At 67.9% G+C, this 15422-nt stretch carries 15 protein-coding genes; 3 read left to right on the forward strand and 12 right to left on the reverse strand.

Annotated features, from left to right (window positions below; genetic code table 11):
* Positions 1–6: 6 nt before the first annotated feature.
* From DIE03_RS14490 to DIE03_RS14515, 6 genes are all read right to left on the reverse strand, one after another.
* On the reverse strand, positions 7–333 hold the full coding sequence (locus tag DIE03_RS14490; protein WP_124451363.1) for an antibiotic biosynthesis monooxygenase: 327 nt from the start codon (positions 331–333) through the stop codon (positions 7–9).
* A 78-nt stretch (positions 334–411) separates the two neighbouring features.
* A complete protein-coding gene (locus DIE03_RS14495; RefSeq protein WP_124451365.1) occupies positions 412–1410 on the reverse strand; it encodes a YkgJ family cysteine cluster protein in 999 nt (332 codons plus the stop codon).
* Positions 1404–2201 (reverse strand): MetQ/NlpA family lipoprotein, encoded by a 798-nt coding sequence (locus DIE03_RS14500; RefSeq protein WP_409364421.1) that lies wholly within the window; start codon positions 2199–2201, stop codon positions 1404–1406. The genes DIE03_RS14495 and DIE03_RS14500 overlap by 7 nt, the downstream gene beginning before the upstream one ends.
* Before the next feature lie 11 nt (positions 2202–2212).
* Entirely contained in the window at positions 2213–3262 is a 1050-nt protein-coding gene (locus tag DIE03_RS14505; protein ID WP_124451369.1) for a formylglycine-generating enzyme family protein, read from the reverse strand.
* Positions 3263–3278: 16 nt separating this feature from the next.
* Positions 3279–5237: an arylsulfatase gene (locus DIE03_RS14510; protein ID WP_124451371.1), complete on the reverse strand. Its 1959-nt coding sequence runs from the start codon at positions 5235–5237 to the stop codon at positions 3279–3281.
* A gap of 136 nt (positions 5238–5373) precedes the next feature.
* Positions 5374–6093, reverse strand: a complete 720-nt coding sequence (locus tag DIE03_RS14515; RefSeq protein ID WP_124451373.1) for an SDR family oxidoreductase — start codon at positions 6091–6093, stop codon at positions 5374–5376.
* 424 nt (positions 6094–6517) lie between these two features.
* Here DIE03_RS14515 and DIE03_RS14520 point away from each other — a divergent pair, with 424 nt between their 5' ends.
* Positions 6518–6982, forward strand: a complete 465-nt coding sequence (locus tag DIE03_RS14520) for a hypothetical protein (RefSeq protein WP_124451375.1) — start codon at positions 6518–6520, stop codon at positions 6980–6982.
* A complete protein-coding gene (locus DIE03_RS14525; protein ID WP_124451377.1) occupies positions 6979–7182 on the forward strand; it encodes a hypothetical protein in 204 nt (67 codons plus the stop codon). The genes DIE03_RS14520 and DIE03_RS14525 overlap by 4 nt, the downstream gene beginning before the upstream one ends.
* A gap of 122 nt (positions 7183–7304) precedes the next feature.
* Here the strand turns inward: DIE03_RS14525 and DIE03_RS14530 are convergent, their stop codons facing one another.
* Positions 7305–8234, reverse strand: coding sequence for a LysR family transcriptional regulator (locus DIE03_RS14530; protein ID WP_124451379.1), 930 nt, complete (start codon positions 8232–8234; stop codon positions 7305–7307).
* A 126-nt stretch (positions 8235–8360) separates the two neighbouring features.
* On the opposite strand from DIE03_RS14530, the gene DIE03_RS14535 reads away from it, so the two are divergent.
* Positions 8361–9380, forward strand: a complete 1020-nt coding sequence (locus DIE03_RS14535; protein ID WP_124451381.1) for an NAD(P)-dependent alcohol dehydrogenase — start codon at positions 8361–8363, stop codon at positions 9378–9380.
* 67 nt (positions 9381–9447) lie between these two features.
* On the opposite strand, the gene DIE03_RS14540 is transcribed toward DIE03_RS14535, so the two are convergent.
* The 5 genes from DIE03_RS14540 to DIE03_RS14560 all read right to left on the reverse strand — a co-directional run bounded on the left by DIE03_RS14540 (position 9448) and on the right by DIE03_RS14560 (position 15392).
* Positions 9448–11760, reverse strand: a complete 2313-nt coding sequence (locus DIE03_RS14540) for a TonB-dependent receptor (protein WP_124451383.1) — start codon at positions 11758–11760, stop codon at positions 9448–9450.
* A gap of 192 nt (positions 11761–11952) precedes the next feature.
* Positions 11953–13170 carry an MFS transporter gene (locus DIE03_RS14545; protein WP_124451385.1) on the reverse strand — a complete coding sequence of 406 codons (1218 nt, stop codon included), beginning with the start codon at positions 13168–13170 and terminating at the stop codon, positions 11953–11955.
* Positions 13167–14231: an ABC transporter substrate-binding protein gene (locus DIE03_RS14550; protein ID WP_124451387.1), complete on the reverse strand. Its 1065-nt coding sequence runs from the start codon at positions 14229–14231 to the stop codon at positions 13167–13169. Before DIE03_RS14550 ends, DIE03_RS14545 begins: the two co-directional genes overlap by 4 nt.
* A 34-nt stretch (positions 14232–14265) precedes the next feature.
* Positions 14266–14676, reverse strand: coding sequence for a biopolymer transporter ExbD (locus tag DIE03_RS14555; RefSeq protein WP_124451389.1), 411 nt, complete (start codon positions 14674–14676; stop codon positions 14266–14268).
* Positions 14676–15392 carry a MotA/TolQ/ExbB proton channel family protein gene (locus tag DIE03_RS14560; protein WP_124451391.1) on the reverse strand — a complete coding sequence of 239 codons (717 nt, stop codon included), beginning with the start codon at positions 15390–15392 and terminating at the stop codon, positions 14676–14678. Before DIE03_RS14560 ends, DIE03_RS14555 begins: the two co-directional genes overlap by 1 nt.
* Positions 15393–15422 lie beyond the last annotated feature (30 nt).

Below are 15422 nucleotides of genomic sequence, written 5' to 3' on the forward strand. Positions count from 1 at the left end.
CGACACTCACGCCGATTGCCCCGCATGCGGCTGCGTCAGCTTGCCGTCGCCGTACTCGCGGAGCACCTTCGAAATCACGACGCGATAACCGTCCAGCCAGCGCGCGTGCTTCGCTTTCGCTTCGAGATGCGCGGGATGCTGCATCAACTGCTGCAGCGCCGCCTCGGATTCCCAGTAGTAGACGTTCTGGATCAGCCCCGCTTCGGCGTTCTCCCACGTTTCCTCGCCGAGATAGCCGGGCGTCGCGCGCGCCATGTCGGCGATCTGCCGGTCGAGACGGTGGAATTCGTCGTCGTATTGCCCGGCACGGAAAATGAAGGTCGACGCGTACATGCACGCTCCATCGAAGACGGTTGAAAGAGCGCAAGTGTACGGCACGCGCGGCGTGCCGCGATCGTCATGCGACGGTTGTTATGCGGCGAGCGGATCGGCGTCGAGCCGGTCGTCGAGCCGGTCGTCGAGCCATGCGTCGATCCGCGGCGCATCTGCATGCGCGCCGGCTGCGGGCGACGGCATCGCCGCGAGCGCGAGTCGTGCGCGCTCGAGCGCCTGCACGAAACCGCGCAGCTCGTGCGTCGCGGGCCGGTCGTCGGTACGTCGGCGTGCGAGCGCCGCTTCTATGTTTGCGCCGATCAATGCAAGCTGCGCGTCGATGAAGTCGATACACAGCGCGCGGCAATGCGCGGAAATCGACGCGACGGCCAGCAGCACGGGCACTATCGACACGGTCAGGTAGCCGCCCGGTGCGAGCCGCGACAGCGCGTGACGCACGTCCTGCCCGCCGTCGGTCAACGACGCGAACACGGCATCGCGCCACACCGCACGCTCGAACGCGAGCGCATGACGATGGGCGTCGAGCGCCGCGCGGTCCGCGACCTGCCCGGCCGTTACCAGCGGAACCGGAAAGAAAGAGCCGGCGGAGGCCTGCGGCGCTCCCGCTTCGACGATGCAGTTCGCTCCGAGCCATCCCGCATCGTCGCGCCGCGCAGCGAGCACGCGCGACTGCAACCGGTCCGGCAGCATCGGATCGAGCGGCACCGCGCCGCAGATCGACGGCTTGTTCGCGTGCACGCTGCAGCGGCCGTCGTCGGCCAGCGCCGCGCAACGGTCGAGCGACGGATAGTCGTAGCCCTGCAGCGTCAGCGCGATCCATTCGCCATTCGCACCGCCGACGCGATGGAACAGCCGGTCGGCCAGCGCATCGGCTGCCGCGACATCGTCGGCATCGAGCGCGTGCTCGCGTCCGCCCGCGCGCCAGCGCTCGCCGATCCGCCGCTTCGGCACGCGACGGATCGTCAGCGCACCGACGAAGCGATGCCGATGCCGGAACAGTTCGCGCAACGACAGCGTCGGCGGGCTGTTGCAGCAGCGTCCGCATGCGCTGCATGCAAGCAGGTAGCTATCTACCACGGCCGCCGCACCGAATCCTGGTAGCGCGTGAGGATGAAACGCGCGACGTCGTCCGAGTGATACGCGGCGACAAGCTGCGTAACCCATGGCTTCGCGCGATCGGCGTCGCGCACCGTCAGCACGTTCGCATACGGCGAGCGCGCATCCTCGAGGCTGATGCTGTCGCGCGCGGGCTGCAGCCCGGCGCGGGCGGCGTCGTCGCTGTCGATCGCGACGAACGCGGCCGTATCGAGCGCCGCATACAGACGATCACGGCGCAGCACGACGAATTTCAGCCCGAGCCGGTTGCCGGTCACGTCGCGCAGCGTCGCGTGCAGGCCGGCCTTTTCGCGCAGCGTCACCAGCGTGTCGTTCTGCAGCAGCACGAGCGCGCGTGCCATGCCGCGCGGATCGGCGGGAATCGCGACCGTCGCGCCCGGTTGCAACGCGCTCAGGCCTGTCAGCTTGCGCGAGTAAAACGCCATCGGCAGCGTGACGGTCGGCGCGACTTCGGACAATGCGTAGCGCTTATGCGTGCGTGTCGCGGCAAGCTGTTGCGCGTCCTCGAAGCTGGCCGCATCGATCCGGCCGTCGGCAAGCGCCGCGTCGATACGCGATGCATCGTCGAATTCGACGACGTCGATACCCAGTCCGCGCGCAGCGGCGACCCGCTTCACTTCGTCCAGGATCTGCGCATGCACGCCGCGCGTCACGCCGACGCGCACCGCCGGTGCAACGGTTTCGGCCGCAACGGCCGCGCCCTGATGCACGACACCGCACGCAGCCAGCAACCACACGGAAGCGAATCGCACGAAGCCCTTCGTCATGAAGCATCCCTCAGAATCGTGCGAAAGCCGATATGCGACGCACCGAGATCGGCTTCCTGCTGCTCGCGCGACGACGCGCGGTAGCGTACGCAGTAATCGCGCGAGCACAGGAACGAGCCGCCCTTGATGACCATCGGCGTATCGTGACGGCGCGTCGGCGGCGCGACGGCCGCCGTGTCGCCGTTCGTGTGCGACTGATGCGGGCCCGTGTACGCGTCCTTCGTCCATTCCCACGCATTGCCGATCATGTCGTAGAGCCGGAAGCCGTTCGCCGCGTAGCAGCCGACGGGCGCGAGCCCCGCATGACCGTCCTCGGCCGTGTCGAGCACCGGAAACGCGCCCTGCCAGTAATTCGCGGCCGGCTTGCCCTGCGCATCGCGCGGCGCCGCATCGAGCGATGCATCGTCGCGGCCGGCCTTGCCCGCGTATTCCCATTCCGCCTCGGTCGGCAGGTCACGGCCAAGCCAGCGCGCATACGCGAGCGCGTCGCGCTGCGTGACGAGCGTGACGGGCAGGTTGCCGAGCCCTTCGACGTCGCTGCCCGGCCCGCGCGGATGACGCCACGACGCGCCCTTCACCCACGACCACCATGCGAGGTCGCGCGCATTCATCTCGTCGCGCGTCGGCACGTGGAACACCGCCGCGCCGCCCTGCTGCTCGGCCTCGGTCACGTAGCCGGTCGCCTGCACGAACGCGGCGAACTGCGCAATCGTCACGTCGGTCTGGTCGATCCAGAAGCCGCCGACGCGCGTGCGGCCGTCGCCGACCGGACGCTCGTCCGCATAGCCGCGCGTGCTGCCGAACACGAACGCGCCGCCGCGCAGGTGCACCATCCCCGCCTGCGGGTCGTCGCGCCACTTCGCCGGCAGTCCGGAATAACGTTCGCACTGGCGTTCCGAACCGAGCGGCGCAAGCGCGCGGCCGCGATTCAGGTCGTCGAATGCGCCGCCTGGCGGCGCCGCCGAATTCGCATAGCCCACCGCGAATGCGGCGGCGAACAGCGTGGCGGCAAGCGCCGCGCCGGTCGTCCAGAAGCGGAACCGCATCGTGTCGTCCCCGCGATCAGTAGTAGCCGCGCGGACGCAGCGGTTCGACGCCGCCGACGTTGCTCATGTAGGTCTTCCACTGGTCGACGAGCGTGCCGATCACCGACGGGTTCTGCGCGGACACGTCGGTCGTCTCGCCGCGATCCGACGCGAGGTCGTACAGCTGCCAGTGACCGTCGAGCGGCCCGAGCGGCGGCTCGGTCCACAATGCCTTCCAGCGGCCGTCCGCGCTGCGCAGGTAAGCGCGCCCGTACGCTTCGTCGCCGAACGGCGTCGTGTGCACTTCACCCGTCGCGGAACCCGTGAGCACCGGCAGCAGCGACTGGCCCGTGACCGGATACACGTAGCGGTTGTTGTAAATCACCTTGCCCTTGTTCTGGTCGACGCCCGTCAGCGTGTTGACGAGCGGCGGCGCCGGCTGCGACGGCGGCGTGACGCCCGCGACCGCGAGGAACGTCGCCGTGTTGTCGGTCACGTGCGTGAATGTGCGCAGCGTCGGCAACTGCTGCGACTGGCCCGGCAGCCGCACGATCGTCGGCGTCGACACGCCGCCTTCGGCCGAATAGCCCTTCGTGAGCCGGAACGGCGACGCGCTCACTTCGGCCCAGCGCAGCCCGTACTGCAAACGCTGCGCGTTCTGCTTGCCGTTGTCGGTGCCGAGCGTCGAATAGATCGGGTCCTGCCCGTTCGCGGTATCGGTCGCCGTCGGGTCCGCGCCGCCGTCGATCGGCCAGCCTTCCGCGCCGTTGTCCGACTGGAACATGATGAACGTGTTGTCGTATTCGCCGATGTCCTTCAGGTGCTGGATCAGCAGGCCGATGTTGTAGTCGAGGTTCTCGACCATCCCCGCGTAGATCTCCATGTAGCGCGCCTGCGCACGGCGCTCGGCCGGCGACAGGCTCGCCCACAGCTTGTCGACCTTGCCGGGGCCGTAGTCGCTGTAGCCGTCCGCGGCCGTATGCACGGCGCTGATGTACTTCGCGTTCGCGGTGCCGTTGTTCGCGGTCGCGGGCGACGCGGCCGTCGTCTCGGGCAGGCCGTCGAACGGCTTGAAGTCGGCGGGAATCAGGCCGAGCGCCTTCTGCCGCGCGATCCGCGCGTTGCGGATCGCGTCGTAGCCGGCGTCGTACACGCCCGCGTACTTGTGCAGCCAGGGTTCGGGCACTTGCAGCGGCCAGTGCGGCGAGGTGTACGCCGCGTATGCAAAGAACGGCTTGCCGTCGCGCTGGTTCGAATCGATGTACGAGATCAGCTTCTGTGTGTAGAAGTCGGTCGAATAGAACACGGCCGGGCTGCCGCCCGTACCGCCCGGCTGCCCGGGCTGGCCAGGCTGCACGTAGCGGCCGTCTTCCGTGTAGTTCGACGAGCCGGCCGGCTCGTGCGCGAAGTGGTTCGTCGCCGCGCCGCCGAGCAGCACGTAGCTGCGCTCGAAACCCCACTGGTCGGGCGTCTGCCCGCTGCCCGTCGCGCTGCCGACGATCCCCGAGCCGATGTGCCACTTGCCCGCGATATACGTGTGATAGCCCGCATCCTTCAATAGTTGTGCGAACGACAGCGCGCGATCGTTCAGGTAGCCCTCGTAGCCGGGCAGCCCGCGCCGCTCGTCGGTCGGCACGCCCATCGTGCCTTCGCCGACCAGATGGTGATCGGTGCCGGACACCAGCATCGCGCGCGTGATCGCGCAGACGGTGCCCGTGTGGTGGTTCGACAGGATGCGGCCCGATGCGACGAGCGCGTCGAGGTTCGGCGTGTTGATTTCGCCGCCGAATGCATGGATGTCGGAATAGCCGAGGTCGTCGGCCATGATGTACAGGATGTTCGGGCGTTTCGCGGCCTGCGGCGGCGTCGTATTGGCCTGCGGCGGCGGCGAATCGCTGTCGACGCCGCCGCACGAGGCGAGCGATACCGCGCCGGCAATCGCGGCGCAGACGACACGGAAACGGAAAGCATGCAACGGCGAAGCGGACTTTTTCATTCTTGTTGACGCTCGATCTACGGAATCGGCGATCTTAGCGTCGCCCGCGCGGCGCCCAAAGTCGGATTCGTCACATGCTAACGGGATGCGGGAATATGCGCTGCGCACCGCTCGGCGCGCAGCGCGCCGCCGTGCGTCAGCTGCGCCCGCCGAGGCTGCCGCCGCCGTCCACCGACAGCACCTGCCCCGTGACGAAGCCGGCTTCGTCGGACAGGAAGAAGGCGATCGCCGCCGCGACGTCGGCGGCCGTGCCGAGCCGGCGTGCGGGAATCGTCGCGAGCACCATGCGCTCGGCTTCGCTGCCGACCGGCCGCGTCTGGCGGAACAGTTCCGTCTCGATCGGCCCCGGCGCCACCGCGTTGACGGTCACGCCGTGTTCGGCCAGTTCGAGCGCCCACGTGCGCGTGCAGCCGACCAGCGCGTTCTTCGCGGCGGAATACGCGGTGCGATCGAGGCTGCCGAAAATCGCCCGGCTGCAGATGTTGACGATGCGCCCGTAGCCGCGCGCCTTCATCGTATCGGCGAAGTGCTGCGTGACCTGGATCGCAGCCCGCACGTTGAGATCGAACACGGTCTGCAGCGACTGGAAATCGATCTTGCCGAGCGGTTGCGGCAACACGATGCCTGCATTGTTGACGATGCCGTCGACATCGTGCCGCTCGCCGATCCGCGCGAGCGTCGCGGCCGTCTGTTCGATGTCGGCAAGATCGCACGCCAGCAATTCGCCGGGGAAGTCGATGCCCTGCGCATGTCGCGCGAGACCGATGACGCGATGGCCGCGTTGCGCGAGCGTGGCGCTGATCGCGAGGCCGATGCCGCGCGATGCGCCGGTGACGAGAAAAGTGCGGGATGACATGGGCATGCCTTTGACGAGGAATCCGGAGGAAACGGCGCGACGCGCCTGGGGTCGCCCGGCGCGCGCGTGCTCCGGCCGATTGTGCCGCAGTGACGCGAAACGCGTATGGTCGTCGGCGGCGTTGCGTCGAGCGGTCGCTGCAACGTTCTCCATACCCTTGCCGTCCTTGGCGTAAAAACGTTAGAAAAGGTCTCAAGACGGTCAAGCAGAGCGGCAAAACTACGTCGATCGCGACAATCGCGGAGGTTGCCGCGACCGGTCGACATGCCGGCATCAACGCTACCCGGCGCGATTGGCGGGGATATCACCGGCGCCATCATCTGATCTAAACTCGATCGGTCTGCTCGACAACCTGCTAGAGTTGCTGGTCAATCTGAAGAAAGGGATATGTAAGAATTGCACGACTTATCCCGAGAAAGTCCAGATGTCGAAATGTCCGAGTTTTTCCACAGCCTTCCATGCAAACATGACCGCGTTGCATATGCCCGTTCCAACAACTCTTTTCGCAACACTGCAAACGTCCATCGTTAGCGTTGCCGCGATGATGGATGTCTTGAAGACATTAGGTGCAAATGCAACGGTCGGTGAACTGATTGGCGCCACGACGAAGCTGGAAGTCGTCACCATCGGCAGTTCGATTCTCGCCAGCATCTATCTGGGCGCGATCATCGGGAGCTTGATGGTCGCAACGGATGCGTCATTGGCCTGCGGAGTCGGCAAGCGAGGAATCAATATGTCTTTGGCGGTCGCTCGATGGGGCACACGTTACGGACTCACGGTTCATCCTTTGGTCATGGCTCAAATTCTGCGCCATCCCGAAGTGCTCACACCGGGCTCGCACAGCTATCTCGGCCTGATGGCGAACACCGCGATCCGGGGTGCGCAATGAACTGGCTTGCAGACCGATTGCTTCTCATCGTCACGGCTTTGATTGTCACGGCCGTAGGCTGGGTGATCATCAGCGCGACAGGCGAATGGTTCCCCACCCTGATGACGGTGGCCGCATTCGCTACGCTATGGATCGACAACACGCGGCTGCGCAAGCTGCTCGAACAGAACGGCATCGATCCGCGACGACGCAAGCGCTAGTCGCTCGAAAAAAGCGACTTGCTGGCGTTTCCTTACTCAGTTCTGCCGTATATGCGAGATGCGTGCGAGCGCGATGCGCATCCAACCGGATTAGCGCGTCGCCATCGGGGAATCGGTCGCCGTCATCCGCGCTCGCCGTTCGCATCGTCCGACGCCAGCATGCCCGGAATCTCGTCCATCAGCGCATCGATGACCACCCGCACCTTCGACGGCACATGGCGCGACGCCGGCCGCACTGCATACACCTCGGCACCCGACACGCTGTTGCTGTCCATCACGAGCGCGAGGCGGCCGTCGCGCACATACGGCGCCATCAGCCAGCACGGCAGCCACGCGAGGCCTGCGCCGGAGGCGGCGGCGTCGGCGATCGCCTGCAGGTCGTCGAACCGCAGCCGGCCGGCCGCGCGATGCTCGCGCACGGCGCCGTCCGCGCCGATGACCCGCCACGGCGTCGGCTGCCCGCCGCGCGAATACGCGATGCCGACGTGCGACGCAAGCTCGTCGAGCCCAGACGGCCGCCCGTGACGCGCCAGATACGCGGGCGATGCGCAAATGCCCATGCGCTGCACGCCCAGCTTCCGGCCGACGAGCGCGCTCGTGTCGGCCAATTCACCGATCCGCACCGCGATGTCGAAGCCGTCGTTCACCAGGTCGGCCACGCGATCGCTGAACGACAGGTCGATTTCGAGCCGCGGATGCCGCTCGACGAGACGCCGCACGACGGGGGCCACGCATTGGCGCCCGAACAGCACGGGCACGCTGATCCGCACGCGCCCGGCCGGCTCGCGGCGCCCCGCGTCGAGCGCGGCCTCCGTCTCGCCGAGTTCGGCCAGCAGCCGCCGGCATTGCTCGTAATAAACGAGCCCTTCGTCGGTCAGCCCGAGTTGGCGCGTCGTGCGCTGCAGCAGCCGCGCGCCGAGACGCTGTTCGAGCCGCGCGACGATCTTCGCGACCGCCGAGCGTGTCATGCCGAGACGCAGCGCCGCCGCCGCGAAGCTGCCCGACTCCACGACGTCGACGAATTCGGCGACGCCCCTCAACCGCTCGTCCATGCAATTCCGCTCCGGTGGGATGACTGGCTTGTGTCCGCGCCGGCGACAATCGTTGGCCGAATTCTCGCCAATGCGTCCCCTCACGCAACACTATGATAGTCCTGACTATCTCGAAAAGGAGCGGACATGCATGCATGGCAAGTGAAACCGGGCGACGGCATTGCCGGGCTCCGGCGCGTCGACGCGACGCAGCGCGCGGTCGGGCCGACCGACGTCGTCGTGAGGATCCATTCGGCCGCGCTGAACTATCGCGACCTGATGTTCGCGCGCGGCGACTATCTCGGTATCGGCAAGGAAGCGCTGATTCCGGTCGCCGACGGCGCCGGCGAAGTCGTCGAAACCGGCCGCGACGTCACGCGCTTCAAGCCGGGCGACCGTGTGATCAACACCTACTTCCCGCACTGGATCGACGGGCCGCCGACGCCGCACAAGGTATCGGGTTCGCCCGGCGCGCAATTCGACGGCGTGCTCGCCGAACGCTTCGTGTCGGACGAAGCCGCGCTGGCCGCGATTCCCGCGCATCTCGACTACGACGAAGCAGCAACGCTGTCGTGCGCGGGCGTCACCGCGTGGAACGCGCTGTTCGTCGATGGCGGGCTGGGGCCGGGCGCGACCGTCGTGCTGCTCGGCACCGGCGGTGTGTCGATCATCGCGCTGCAGCTCGCGCATGCGGCCGGGCTGCGCACGATCGTGACCTCGTCGAGCGACGCGAAGCTGGAACGCGCCCGCGCACTCGGTGCGGACGCAACGATCAACTATCGCACCACGCCCGAGTGGCAGCGCGAGGTGCTGCGGCTCACCGGTGGCGTGGGCGCGGATCTGGTCGTCGAAGTCGGCGGACGCGATACGCTGCCGCGCTCGGTCGCGGCGACCAGGATGGGCGGCATCGTGTCGGTGATCGGCGGCCTCAGCAGTTTCAGCGGGCCGGAACTGGGGCTGCTGTCGCTGATCGGCGGCATCCGCCAGCTGCACGGGCTGATGGTCGGCAGTCGTGCGATGCTCGACGACGTCGTCAGGCTCGTCGAGGCGAAGCGGATCAAGCCGGTGGTCGATCGCGCGTTCGGCTTCGACGAAGCACCGCAGGCGTATGCGCACCTGCAGTCGGGGCAGCATTTCGGGAAGGTCGTGATTCGCGTCGCGCAATAGCCGCCGACCGAATCGGCTGCCGCGGCACCGGCCCGCCCCACGCCGGTGCCGCGGCATGCCTCACGCGTCAGATCTTCGCGGTGAGCGTGATCCCGACCGTGCGCGGATCGCCGTACAGCGCCGGATACGCGCCGTACGACGGCAGCAGCTCGAGCTTCTTGTAGACCTTGTTCGTCAGGTTCGTCACGTAGCCCGTCACGATGTACTTCTGGTTCGGCGTCGTGTACGACACGTGCGCGTTCAGCACCGTATAGCCGCCTTGCCAAAGCTGCGGCATCGTCTGGCGCGTCGCGCTGAAGTACTCGTGGCTGCGGTAGTTCACGTCGCCGCCGGCCGTCAGCGTGCCGAACGACACCGGCACGCGATAGTCGAAGCCCGCATTCAGCGTCGTGTGCGGCGAACGCGCGAACGAGTTGCCGACGGCCGTCGGCACGTAGCGGAACTCGGTGTAGCGCGTGTTCAGCATCCCGAGGTTCGCGAACAGGTACAGGCTGTTGACCGGCTGCGCCTTCAGCTCCAGCTCGAAGCCGTCCGCGCGCCCCTGCCCCGCATTCGACAGCGTCGACACCGGCGGCCCGCCCAACGGGTTCGGCGCGAGCGCGAACACCTGGATGTCGCGATAGTCGTAGTGGAACACGCTCGCGTTGACGATCAGCCGCTTGTCGAACCATTCGCTCTTGATGCCGGCTTCGTAATCGGTCAGGTACTCCGGCGACACGGTCGACAGCGTGCTTTGCGTATACGCATTGCCGTTGTAGCCGCCCGAACGGAACCCGCGTGCGTAGCGGAAATACGCGCGCACGTTGTTGCTGAGCGCATATTCGGGCGTGAGATCCCAGGTCGGCGCGCGCCACGTGTTCGTCTGGTTCTGCCGCGCGCTGACCGCGAGCGGCGACGACACCGACGACGGCGCCCACCAGCTGTTCGGATCGCTGAACGTCACGTTGCCGGTATCCTGCAGCCCGGTCAGGTTGATGGTCTTGCGCTCGATCGTATAGCGCAGCCCGCCCGTCACGTTGAAGCGATCGGTGAACCGGTACTTCACGCTGCCGAAGATCGCCGCGCTCTGCGTGTGCTGCGTGAGGTCCGTCAGGTGGTAGTACGCGGGCGACGGCGAACCCGGTAGCCCGCCGCCGGCGCCCTGCTCGGCCAGTTGCTCGGTAAACAGGTGCGTGCCGACCAGCCAGCTCAGGCGGTCGCCCTGCGGCGATTCGAGCCGGAATTCCTGCGAGAACTGGCGGCTCGACAGGCGGTCATGCGAACGCGCCGCATCGAACGGCGAATAGTCCTCGTCGTCCTGGTACCAGCGATGCAGCCCTTCGAACGCGGTGATCGACGTCAGCGACACCGCCGGGTTGATGCGCCAGTGCGCGGTCAGCGACGTGCCCCACGACGAGATGTGATCGCTCGACGGCGCATTGAGCGACACCGTGTACGGATCGCTCGCCCCGACGAAGCCGAACTGGTTCGCGCCGCCGCGTCCCGCGCCTTGCGCGTGCCACGCATTGCCGCCGCCCGTGTAGTTGCGGCCGTGGATGTTGAACAGGAAGTCGGTGTCCGACGTCGGCACCGCCAGCACCTGGAAGCGCACCGCGTTGTCGTGGAAGCCGCCGAAGCGCCCGTGCTGAACGGTGTTCGTGTAGAAGCTGTCGGCATTCTCGTGATACACCGACACGCGCGCGGCCAGCACGTCGTTCTTGCCGATCGGGCCGCCGATCGCGGCTTCCGCGAGCCGGCTGTTGTACTGGCCGAGCCCGAGCTTGCCGTAGCCGCTCACGTCGAAGGTCGGCTTCTGCGACGTGATGCTGAGCGCGCCGCCGACGGTATTCTTGCCCCACAGCGTGCCCTGCGGCCCGCGCAGCACTTCGATGCGATCGAGGTCGAACAGCGGAAAGCCCTGTCCGAACACGCTGTTGATGTACACGTCGTCGAAGTACACGCCGATCGGGCTCAGCGACAGGTCCGACGGATCGTTGCTGCCGACGCCGCGCAAGAACCAGCGCGGCCGTTCGCGGCCCTCGGTCGATTGCCCGGTGAAATTCGGTACGTACTTCGTCACGTCGTTGATCACGCGCAGTTCGTTGTTCTTGATCGCATCGCCGCTCAACGCGCTCACCGCGACCGGCACGTCCTGGATGCTCTCCTTGCGCCGGCGCGCCGTCACGGTCACCGTGCCGAGGTTCGTTTCGCGTATGGCCGCGCCGCGGTTCGCCCGTACCGGCTTCGGCGCAGCCGCGGCTGTGTCGTCCGGTGCCTGTTGCGCCGGCTTCGCGTCCGGCGCCGCCGTCGCCGCGCCGTCCTCTGCCCACGCCGGCAACGATACGGCGCCGCCCGTCAGCAGTCCCCCCAGCGTGGTGACGATGAGTTTTTTCCTGAACATCGATGAGTCATCCTGTTTGATCGGTTGAACGCACGTGCGACCTGCGCACGGGTTCTCTCTTGCAATTCGGATGCCAGCATCGACGAGCCCGTCGTACGGGCCTTCCGGCGCACGTGCGGTGCCGGTGTTGCTGCATGCGCATCTGTGAAGGGAAGCAAACTGCTTGTCACGCAACACCGGCGCCGAAAATCGTCAGGACAGCTTGGCAGGTATCTGCTGCGTTGCCTCACGGCGCCGATGAGCGATCCGCAGCGCGAGCGCAACCAGCACGACGACGGGCAGCCAGCACAGAAACATGGCCTGCAACCCGACGATCGGCACGAGCGCACTGCCGGCCAGCGGGCCGCAGAACGCACCGGTCATCGACGCGAGGTTGTAGAGGCTCGACACCTGGCTCTTGTCGGCCGGGTGGCGGCCGAGATGCTGCATGTTGACCAGATGCAGCAGCGACGACCCGGCACACAGCGCGGCGAGCCCTGCGCCGACGATCCAAGCGTCATGCGCGAGGCCGAGCGCGACCAGCCCGGCCACGCCGCCCGCGAGGCTGAAGGCATGGCAGCGGCGCGCCGTCATCCGCTGCGCGGCATGCCCGAGCCCGAACAGCGCGATCACCGCGACGACGCCCTGCAGGGTCAGCAGCGCGACGGCGCCCGATTGCGACAACCCGAGAGACTGGATGGCGAGCACGACGGTATAGGTGCCGGCGAGCGAGCGCGTCGCGCTGTTCACGGCTTCCAGCGCAAGCTGCTCGCGCACATCGCGGCTCCAGGCAAGCGCGAGCAACGCACGCAGGCCGCCGGTTGCGGGTTGCGCGCCGCGCGGCGGCGGCTGCGCGTCGCCGAGCAGCACCCGGCTGAACCACGCCATGCCCGCGAAGCTCGCCGACGCCGCGCAGAACGTCGCGACCGCGCCATGTGCGCCGATCAGCCAGCTCGCGAGCCACGGCCCGGCCATGCCCGTTCCGACCGACATCGCCGCGCGATACCAGCCTGCGCGGGCGAGGCCGATCCGCGCGAGACGCGCGAGGAACACGCCGTTGATCGAGACGATCCGGAACGGAATGCACAGCCCGATCAGCGCCTGCGTGAGCGCGATCAGCGGCCATGCACCGGTGAACGGCACGACGAGATTGAGCAGCATCGGCCCCATGCTCGCGGCGAAATACACGCGCCGCGCGCCGTAGCGCGCGACCAGCAGCCCGGCCGGCAACGTCATCAGCGCGATGCCGAGCGGCTCCATCGCGGCGATGATGCCGAGCCGCGCGCTGTCGACGCCGAGCGCGAGCGCATACAGCGTCGTCGCGAGCTGCGCCATGCTGATCGTCGTGCCGCTGGCGAGCGCGAGCAGCATGAAGCCGCCGGTGAAGCGCTCGCGCCGCCATGCGTCGGCGACGCGCGCCGGCGTACTCACCGCGACAGCGTCGCGATGCCGTCGAGCGCGCGCCGGTCGATCCACGCACGCACGTCGAAGTCGGCCGGCAGGAACCGCCAGTCGACCAGGAAGCGCTTGAAATCGTCGAGCGCGGCGATCGACGCTTCGTCGAGATCCGTACGCAGCCGCCGGTGCACGTCGGCGCCGTACGCAAGCCGCAGCCAGTCGTGGCCCGAACCCGTCTCGCGACCGAGATAGCCGAGCACTTCCTGCTCGTGCTCGCGCGCCCAGCCTTCGACGTCGGTCACGCGCGCAAGGAAGCGGCTGACGATGTCCGGATGGCGCTCGAGCGTCGACGCATTGACGGTCAGCGGCCGCGGCGAGCCGTTGTTGATGCGGATCTGCGGATCGGGATGAAAGCCGATGTCGACGACCGGCTGCGCGCCGATCAGGTGCGCGGTTTCCAGCCCGAGCGAGCCCTTCACGTAGATCGCGTCGACGTCGCCGCGCACGAGCGCGGCCGCCTCCGCCGCATAGAGCCGCCGGCTCGACAGGCTCGCGGGATGGCTGAACGCCGCGTCGCGCGTCGCCGGCGTCGACACCGGCGCGCGCAGGTTCGATGCCGGGACGTCGATCCATTCGACATCGCCGGGGCCGAGCCCGTCGAGCGACAGCGCGCTGACGAAGCCGCGCAGCGCGGCCGCGCGGAAGATGTCGATGCGCTCGCCGTCGCGCCGCGGCAGGCCGATGCGGCGCCCGCGCAGGTCCTTCGGTCGCGTCAGGCCGGCTTCCGGCAGCGCGACGATCGCCTGCGCCTCGTCGACCCAGGTCAGCGCGACCACCCGCGTGTCGGCGCCGGCCGCGCGTGCCCACAGCGCGGGAATGCTGCCGCCCTGCCGGAACGCGTTGTCGAGCGAATGATCGACGTGCGCGTGATGCAGCGCCGCGTGCTGGCTTTCCTGCAGCGCACGCACGGTGATGCCGTCGCCGGCGAATTCGCTGTCGAGCCAGCCGAGATGCGCGGCGATGCCGAGCGGCGTCGGCACCGGACAGCGCGTGTACCAGATCGACTGAACGTTGTGTGAAGCCGTGGTGCTCATGGATGCGTTCGCAAAGGAAGTCGTGAAAGGCGCGTCAGCCGCGCGGCGCGGTCAGCACCGACAGTCGCGTGATGCCCGCGTGCTCGATCGCGGCCATCAGTTTCGCGACGGTGCCGTACGGCACGTGCTCGTCGGCCTGCAGATCGAGCGCGACGTCGGGCCGGCCCGCTTTCAGCGCGGCCAGCTCGGCCGGCACCGTGGCGAGCGCGACCGCGCGCTTGTCGAGATACACGACGCCCTTCGCGTCGACGCTCACGGTCACGTTCGGCTTGCGGTCGGCCGGCGCGGTGGCGACGGTGTTCGGCAGGTTCACGTGCACCGCGTTGTTCAGCAGCGGCGCGGTGACGATGAAGGCGACGAGCAGCACGAGCATCACGTCGACGAGCGGCGTGATGTTGATTTCGCTGAGCACGTCGTCGTTGTCGGAAGAGGACGAGAAAGCCATTATGCGAAGGCCTCCTGGCGGGTGTCGCCGGCACGGCGTGCCGGTGCGGCAGCGGGCACGGCCGCCGGCACGCGGAAGCCGGCCTTCTGCGCGAGCGTGACGAAGTCGGTCGCGAACGCGTCGAGATCGGCCGACGCAGCCTTCACGCGGCGCACGAAGAAGTTGTATGCGAGCACGGCCGGCACCGCGACCGCGATGCCGATCCCGGTCGCGACGAGCGCCTCGCCGATCGGCCCCGCGACGACGTCGATGCTCGCCGATGCGCTGTGCGTGATCGCGGTCAGCGCGTGGATGATGCCGAACACGGTGCCGAACAGGCCGACGAACGGCGCGGTGCTGCCGATCGACGCGAGCACCGCGAGCCCCGCTTCCTCGCGCCGGCGCGCGTTGTGGATCTGCTGCCGCAGATGGCGTTCGAGCAGGTCGTGACGGCTCCAGCTGTGTTCGAGATCGTGCGCGCTGCTCTCGTCGGCGCGCCGCAGCGCGTCGAAGCCCGTCGCGGCGAGCTCGCCCACCGGGCTGTTCGCGCCGTCGAGCGCGGCCGCGTCGTGAAAGCTGTTCGCGGCCCAGAACGCGCTGACGTAACGCCGGTTGCGCGCGCTCGAGCGCAGGCTCTGGATTGCCTTCACGACGATCAGCGTCCATGTGACGACGGAGAAGACGACGAGCAGCCAGAGCGCGCCCTGGACGATGAAGGTGGTCGGGATACCGTTCATGATGTGAGTTCCTTGAAAAAAGTGGCGGGC

Origin of the sequence: Burkholderia sp. Bp8992 (genome assembly GCF_003853705.1) — a bacterium.
Taxonomy (GTDB): domain Bacteria; phylum Pseudomonadota; class Gammaproteobacteria; order Burkholderiales; family Burkholderiaceae; genus Burkholderia.